Source organism: uncultured Novosphingobium sp. (assembly GCF_964277725.1).
Classification (GTDB): domain Bacteria; phylum Pseudomonadota; class Alphaproteobacteria; order Sphingomonadales; family Sphingomonadaceae; genus Novosphingobium; species Novosphingobium fluoreni.
The window spans coordinates 1-6,963 of the sequence record NZ_CAXYKL010000101.1 but is presented as its reverse complement, the minus strand read 5'-3'; the positions used below and the strand labels follow the sequence as shown (position 1 = coordinate 6,963).

4 protein-coding genes and 1 pseudogene are annotated in these 6,963 nt (G+C 63.9%); 3 read left to right on the top strand and 2 right to left on the bottom strand.

Features of this window, described 5'->3' with window-relative positions:
• Both ACHWRX_RS05935 and ACHWRX_RS05930 read right to left on the bottom strand, forming a co-directional pair.
• Positions 1 to 844 (bottom strand): annotated as a pseudogene (locus ACHWRX_RS05935) (glycosidase); the annotation flags it as partial.
• Between the two features lie 10 nt (positions 845 to 854).
• Positions 855 to 3,149 carry a glycosyltransferase family 4 protein gene (locus ACHWRX_RS05930; protein WP_394658470.1) on the bottom strand — a complete coding sequence of 765 codons (2,295 nt, stop codon included), beginning with the start codon at positions 3,147 to 3,149 and terminating at the stop codon, positions 855 to 857.
• 224 nt (positions 3,150 to 3,373) lie between these two features.
• Here ACHWRX_RS05930 and ACHWRX_RS05925 point away from each other — a divergent pair, with 224 nt between their 5' ends.
• From ACHWRX_RS05925 to ACHWRX_RS05915, 3 genes are all read left to right on the top strand, one after another.
• Positions 3,374 to 4,381 carry a 2-oxoadipate dioxygenase/decarboxylase family protein gene (locus ACHWRX_RS05925; RefSeq protein ID WP_394658469.1) on the top strand — a complete coding sequence of 336 codons (1,008 nt, stop codon included), beginning with the start codon at positions 3,374 to 3,376 and terminating at the stop codon, positions 4,379 to 4,381.
• Positions 4,378 to 5,796, top strand: coding sequence for a succinylglutamate-semialdehyde dehydrogenase (astD, locus tag ACHWRX_RS05920; protein WP_394658468.1), 1,419 nt, complete (start codon positions 4,378 to 4,380; stop codon positions 5,794 to 5,796). Before ACHWRX_RS05925 ends, astD begins: the two co-directional genes overlap by 4 nt.
• Positions 5,793 to 6,963: hydrolase (locus ACHWRX_RS05915; RefSeq protein ID WP_394658467.1), on the top strand; the 1,171-nt coding region annotated here is incomplete at its 3' end. The genes astD and ACHWRX_RS05915, both read left to right, overlap by 4 nt.

The following is a 6,963-nucleotide window of genomic DNA, read 5'->3' as shown; positions in this document are numbered from 1 at the left end:
CCATGCCCTTGTTGCGACCGGCGTTGCCCCGGATCGGCTCAAGCCCGAAGCTGCGGAAATCCCGCGTGCGCAGCAGTTCCGAGCGGATCGAGCTGCCCGAATAAGCGGTATAGGTGCCGATCCATTCAAAATCTCCGCCGCCGTGATCGAAGCGGACGAGGCGCAGGTCTTCCAGTCCGCCGCGCTGCTGTTCAGTGATCGGGAAGATGACCGTGTTGGACAAGCTTGAGTCGGGATTGCGCCGAACAGTGACAGGACAGTCCGCGCAGGCCAAGCCCTCATCGTCCAGCTCCACCGATGTGGCGAAGCTGGCCTGATGCCATAGCTCGAAATTGCCGTCCGATTCGGCGATCCCCTCACGAAAAGCAACCGAGCTGATGTGCCCTTCGCCGACCGCGCGAAGAGACATCACGAACCGCACCGCTCCATCCTGCATGCCCGATTGGTCGGGATGCGGCACGATCGAGGGGTTCATCAGCGCTGCGGCGGCAAAGGTGTATTCGTGGCAGAAATAGCTGCCGATCAGCCGCTGCTTCGTTTCCGAAAACAGAGCGTCATCCAGGTGAAGATTAGCCGCCACCTCATCGAAGCGCGCGGCGAAGATGCGCTCCGTCTGCCAGTGGCGCTCTTCGAAATCGCGCAGGACGCGGCTGTATTCCAGCTCCGCCCGTTCCTCACTCAGTTTCGAGATATCGCGAACTAGGCGCTGCGCGCGCCCATCGGGATCGTTTTTACCCTGCCAGCCCAAGTGAAATGGGCGCAGAACGACCCGCGAAGGGTCGGCATGTAGGCGGGTCTCGAAGATATGCAAAGCTTCGGGACGCGATTTCTCGATCAAGTTCAAACTAGCTTCCTTAACGGGATTCGGCCGTCATCCGGTAAAGCGCTAGCATGGCATAGTGGGAAAGTTGGAACGCGAGAATACTCTCTGCACCGCAATTTCTGTTGGCACCGCGTGGCGTCACCCCATCGCGGCAGCGCCCCGTGGCCATATCCGCCAGTTGCACACCGCGATCGTTGCCGCCGAAGAACCACGACCAGGCGGCGGACGCGTGCTCATACCAGAAGGCGGCTTCGCTGGCGTTATGCGCCGTCAGGGCCGCCTCGATCGCCGCTTGCGCTTCCAGAGGCTGCTGGTCGAACGGAAGGAAAGTGTGTTCCTTCCCAAAGCTTTCGGAACCGATCGGGCGGAACTGACCGGTGCTGGATTGCTGGCTGCGGCAGATCCATTCCAGCGTTTCCAGCCCGGATGCCGTCCAGTCGTCACGGCCTAGCGCAAGGCCCGCTTCTATCATTGCCTGGGGCAGGCGTGGATTGTCGTATCCCAGGACGGCTTCGAACCAGGCCCAGTCCGGCCGACGCTCACCGCCCAACAGGCGTTCCAGAAGATCACCGCCACGAGCGACAAATTCCAGCGACATGGCATGTCCAGGAGCCGAGCGGAGCATCGCGGCTGCGCCCAATACCTCGAACGCCACCGCGCGGGGCGACCCGATGCCGCTCATCTGCGGCAGAACATGCTCGTAAAGATTGCGCGCCCATTCGCGCATGTTCTCATCGGGAGCGCAGAGCGCGGTCTGACCGAGTGCCCAGATCGCACGGCCATTCGAATCGTCCGATCCGATATCCTCGCACCAGGACCGATCGAAGCGCATGAAGTTGCGAAACCGCTGTGCTTCCGGGTTCCAGGCGTCTTGAATGAAGGACGCGTAAATCATGCTCCAGCGCATGCGCTCGGTGGGATGCAGGCCTTCCGCCACATTCATCAGCATCAGCGCGCGAACGTTGTCGTCAAGGCAATAGCCGTGGCGGCGATCAGGCACGATACCGATCGCATGCTGCAGCATCCCGGTAGAATCGCACATCGCAAGGACGCCTGAAAGCCCAGGTGTGGCGGTGAGAGACGCTCGGCGCGGCACGGGTGCGACGGCGGCGGCCGCCAGCTTGGCAGTGGCCTCTGCAAAGCGCGGCCAGATCGTTTCGCGGCCCCGGTCATAAGCGCGACGCTGCATGGCCGAGAGATCGGCGGGATTATCGAGCAGGTTGATGACAGAGCGGGCGATCTCCTCGTGCGACCCTGGCTCGATCAAGCACCCTACGTTGTCGCCCAGAAGCTCGCAGGCATGGAGATACCGCGTGGAAATCACGGCCTTACCCAGGGCCACGGCGTAGCTCAGCGTGCCCGATGTGGACTGCTGAAGATTGGGATAAGGCGTGATGTAGATATCACACGCTTCCAGCTGATCCAGCAGTTCGTCGGTATCGAGGAAGCGGTTGTCCCACTGGATATGCTCCGACACGCCCAGCCGCTCGGCCAAGTCCATCAGCCCTTCGCGATAAGCTTCACCCTGGCTGGCAACGAGGTTCGGGTGCGTAGCGCCGACGATGCGATAGATCGCCTCGGGATGGTTCTTGACGATCGCGGGCAGCGCCTCGATCGCGCGCTCAAGCCCTTTGCCCGGACCCAGCAGGCCGAACGTCATGAGAACCTTCCGGTCGGTCAGTCCGAAGCGGCTTTTGAACTCTGCTTGTCGGCCAAATGGCCGATCCGGCGCGCCATGCTCGATCACCTCGAGGATTTCAGGGTTTGCGCCGTATTCGCGGGAAAGCAGATCGCGCGAATGGCGGGACATGACCATGATCCGCGACGCGCGCGTCACCAAGTGGCGCAGGATCGTACGTTGGCGGTCCGATGGCTCGGCCAGGACGGTATGGCAGGTAAGGATCAACGGCGCGGCAAGCCGGTCCACGAAGTCGCAAACAGCGATGCCGTCGTCATCACCGTAGATGCCGTATTCATGCTGGAGCCAGACGGCATCCACAGCCGATTCGTTGATGGCGCGTGCGGCACGGGCGAAAGTTTCCGGATCGCTGCCCAGGATCGTATCCGTAACGCCTTCGTAAGTCAGCGGCGCATCGGCGTCGTCCAGCGCATAGACCTCAACGTCCACATCGGCGCGAAACTCGCGCAGCTTTTCCGCGATATCGGTCGTGAATGTCGCAATGCCGCATTTGCGCGGAGTGTATGTCCCGATCAGCGCGACACGGATAGGGCGAAGCGGAGCGGCTGCCCGCTCATCAAAGATCGCTCTAATCTCCGTGGCTTGGGCCGGACGAGAAGCAAGCAGATCACGAGAAACATGGGTCATGCAGCATCCGTTCAGACAATCGAGGAACTAACTAACCAAATGCGGGGGAAGGCAATGCGGTTCCATGTTGCATTGCAAAAAGATGACGAAACGGTTGGGCGACGCGCTGCGTGGCCAATCGAGCCCGCTTCTCATCGCGCCATCACTGGAGCGACTGACGTGGACAAGCATTGGCTCCATCAGTATGTTGCGTAACTACGAAATAATAAAACAAGAGGATCGCGGTGGCACAAGCGGCTGAAACAGGTCTGGCGCGGGTTCTGGCGCTTGCAGGCGCCCCACACGGAGTGGAGCAGGCGCTCGGCACCTTGCACATCGCGCCAAACTTGTTTGATGGTGACGCAGGTGTTGTGACCCAGGCCCAGATGGCAATGGCCCTGAACGTCTGGCTTTTCGCCGATCTGCTATCCCGCGTGCCCACCGCTGCAAGAATTGCCGATAATACGACGAGTGCGATCGTATTCGATCATGGCGCATTGCGGACGATCGATGGCCCAACCGGGGCCTTGCCGTCCGGCCACCATGCCTTCGCCCGCCTGCTGGAGCCGCTGGGCTATGTGATGGGCGGGGTCTATCCCCTTCCCCGCCTGCGAATGACCGGGCGGGCCTATGTTCACGCAGCGATGCCTGAAGATATTCCGCAGTTCTTCGTCAGCGAACTGCATATCGATCAGCTTGAGCTTGAAGCGCGGTCTGCCGCGGAACGTGTCTTCGGCGCATCGTCCGATCCCCTGCCGGCAACGGACGCAGAACGCCTCGCCCGGCTGTCTGAACTGGGGTATCTGCCGATGGACGAGGCGGCGGCGCTGTTGCGCACGCTGGTGAGCGCGTTCGATCGCCATCACTCCGAGCCGTCGCTCGCCGATTACGATACGCTGTTGAGGCATTCCGGCGAGGCAGCCTGGATCGCGACTGAGGGCAACGCCTTCAACCACGCCACCACGCGGGTGCGTGATGTCGAAACCCTCGCCACCGAGCTGAAGGCGAAGGGCTACCCGTTGAAAGCCACCGTAGAGATCTCCGCCAACGGCCGAGTGCGCCAGACGGCGATCCTGGCGGACAAGGTTTCGCGGTCATTCGCCGGGGCGGACGGCGGCACGATCACCCGCGACGTGCCCGGATCGTTCTACGAGTTCATCACCCGGGACATCGATCCGGACACCGGCACGATCGACCTGACTTTCGACACCGGCAACGCGACAGGCATCTTCGCCGTGACGAGAAGCGCATGACCATGCTGCGATCTATCGATCCCGCCACCGAAGAATGCGTCTGGGAAGGCCCGCTGGCCGATGCCGCCGCAGTCCACGAGGCCGTCGCCAGGGCGCGGCGCGCCTTTCCGGGATGGGCGAGCCTTTCGCTAACGAGCCGCGTTGAGCATGTGCAGGCGTTCAAGGCCGCGCTTCAGGACCGGCGCGATGCACTGGCCGTGACGATCTCCCGCGAAACCGGCAAGCCCTTGTGGGAAACGCGGGCCGAGGTGGCATCGATGATCGCCAAGGTCGATGTCTCGATCACCGCCCAGGCCGAGCGGGCAGGTGAGCGGCGCAGCGCCATGCCGTTTGGCGAAGCCGCCCTGCGCCACCGCCCCCACGGCGTCATGGCGGTGTTGGGGCCGTTCAACTTCCCGGGCCATCTGCCCAATGGCCACATCGTACCGGCGCTGCTCGCTGGTAATACGGTGGTGTTCAAGCCTTCCGAACTGACCCCCGCCACGGGCGAGGCGATGGCCCAGTGCTGGGCGGAGGCCGGGTTACCCGCCGGGGTGTTCCAGATCGTGCAAGGCGGCCGGTCGACGGGCGAGGCTCTTGTGGCGGACGAGATCGACGGGCTGCTCTTTACCGGATCCGCCGGGGCGGGCGCGCATTTCCGGCGGATCTTTGCCGACCGGCCGCACGTGATCCTGGCTCTTGAACTGGGGGGCAACAATCCCCTGATCGTCTGGGACGGCGATGCCGAGGAAGCCGCCTCGATCGTCGTCCAGTCCAGTTTCGTCACGACCGGCCAGCGATGCTCATGCGCGCGCCGCGTGATCGTCCCCGATGCGGCGTTCGGACGCCAGTTGATCGAAGCCGTCGAGGCGCTGTCCCGCCGCGTCACCATCGGCCGGTGGAACGATCCGGTCGAGCCGTACGTCGGACCATTGATTTCGGCGCAGGCGGCGCAGGCCGCACGGGCCGGTGCCGATCGACTGGTTTCGCTGGGCGCTTCGGAAGTCCGCAGCTTCAAGGTGCTGGATTGCATGGGCCCGGCCTTCGTGCGCCCGGCTGTGCTGGATGTGACCGGCGTGGCTGCGCCCGATGAGGAAATCTTTGCGCCGATCGTTCAAGTGACTCGCGCCGCCAACTTCGATGAGGCGATCGCCGCCGCCAATGCGACGCGCTTCGGGTTGTCCGCCGGGCTGGTGAGCGAGGATGATGCCCTGTGGCAGCGCTTCGTGCTGGAAAGCCGCGCCGGGGTGGTCAATCGCAATCGCCCGACGACCGGGGCGGCGGGATCGATGCCATTCGGCGGACTGGGCGACAGCGGCAATCACCGGCCCAGCGCGTACTACGCCGCGGATTACTGCGCCTACCCGATGGCCAGCTTCGAAGCCGCAAGCCCTTCCGGCAACGCCGCCGCGATCACCGGGATGCTGAAGCCATGATCGGGGTGGAGGAAAGCGCGTTCCTGGAAACGGTCGACCGCCAACCGATCCTCGATCGCACGCTGGAGTGGGCGGCCATTAACAGCGGCACTACCAATCTGAGCGGGTTGCGCACGATGGCCGAGAGGCTCGCCTATGCGTTTGCGGGCCTGCCCGGAGAGATCACATTGGTCGATCCCGCTCCTGTGGAAAAGGTCAGCTCTGATGGCAAGGCGAATGCGATTGAGAGCGGCCGTCACTTCGTCTTGAGGGTCCGCCCCCAGGCGGAGCGGCGCGTGCTGCTGACCGGACATATGGACACCGTCTATGCCGCCGATCATGCCTTTCAGGCCTGCGACTGGCTGGACGATGATACGCTGCATGGCCCCGGCACCGCCGACATGAAAGGTGGCCTCTCGCTGATGCTGGCAGGCCTTGAGGCATACGAACGCAGCCGCCCCACCTTGGGCTATGACGTGATGATCAATGCGGATGAGGAAACCGGATCGCTGTCCTCCGCGCCGTTGATCGCTCGCCTGGCGCAGGGCAAGCTGGCGGCGTTGACTTACGAGCCGGCACTGCCCGGTGGGATCATGGCGCGGGCACGGCCCGGCTCGGGCAATTTCGCCGCGATCGTCACCGGTCGCTCGGCCCATGCGGGTCGCAATCCGGAGGATGGCCGCAATGCCCTCGTCGCTGCCGCGGACCTTGCGCAGCGGCTTCATGCCGCCCGGCGCGACGGGCTGACCGTCAACCCCGCCCGGATCGAAGGCGGCGCGCCCAACAACACGGTGCCCGACCTGGCCGTGCTGCATCTCAACATGCGGCCGCGCGGGCCGGACGATCTGGCAGCGGCGCGGCTAATCCTGGACGATGCCATCGCGCAGGTCGCCGCGGCGCACGATGTCGCGATCCACTTGCACGGCGGCTTCGCGCGCCCGCCCAAACCGATCGCCAGCGAAACACAGCGGCTGTTCGGCCTCGTCTCCCAAGCCGCCGAAGACCTGGGTTCACCGGTGAGCTGGAAGGATACCGGAGGCGTGTGTGATGGCAACAATATCGCGGCCTGCGGCGTGCCCGTAATCGATACGATGGGTGCCTGCGGCGGCGCGATCCACTCTCCGGACGAATTCCTGATCGCCTCCTCGCTGGACATGCGCGCGAAGCTGACCGCGCTGGTCATGCATC

What these genes read in the sequence shown, in the direction of transcription:
- ACHWRX_RS05930 (WP_394658470.1), bottom strand. Translation starts at nt 3,149, where the DNA reads ATGACCCATGTTTCTCGTGATCTGCTTGCTTCTCGTCCGGCCCAAGCC.
- astD (WP_394658468.1), top strand. Translation starts at nt 4,378, where the DNA reads ATGACCATGCTGCGATCTATCGATCCCGCCACCGAAGAATGCGTCTGG.